Annotated in this window: 1 pseudogene; it reads right to left on the bottom strand. The window is 62.7% G+C overall.

Annotation, left to right across the window (positions count from 1 at the left end):
- Positions 1-21: 21 nt before the first annotated feature.
- A pseudogene (locus BK665_RS33680) lies at positions 22-360 on the bottom strand (molybdopterin cofactor-binding domain-containing protein); the annotation flags it as partial.
- Between the last annotated feature and the right edge of the window lie 15 nt (positions 361-375).

The following is a 375-nucleotide window of genomic DNA, read 5'->3' as shown; positions in this document are numbered from 1 at the left end:
CTGGTTGCCGAAGCGCACTTAATCACCCGGCGCCTGTTGCACCTTGACCGGCGCCCAATCGGCGTCCAGTTCATCGGCAACCACCATACTCAGGCTGGTGCGCACGCCCTGGCCCATTTCCGAACGGTTGCAGACCACGGTGAGCGTGCCATCGGCGGCGATGCTGACGTAGACCTTCGGATCATCGATCCAGCCGTTGGGCATGCCGTCGGCGCCGAATTTCTTCGGTTTGTCTTCGGCGAAATCGTCTTGCCAGCCCCATCTGGCGGCAAGCACCAACGCGCTGGTGGCGCCGACGCCTTTGAGGAAGCCACGACGACTGAGGTTGCTCAGGGCGGAATCATTCGGGAGCTGGCTCATGCCTTGGCCTCCTTC

The organism is Pseudomonas frederiksbergensis, assembly GCF_003732665.1.
GTDB classification, from domain to species: domain Bacteria; phylum Pseudomonadota; class Gammaproteobacteria; order Pseudomonadales; family Pseudomonadaceae; genus Aquipseudomonas; species Aquipseudomonas frederiksbergensis_G.
Note: the sequence above shows the minus strand (reverse complement) of the source record. Positions and strands in the feature narration are given on the sequence as shown.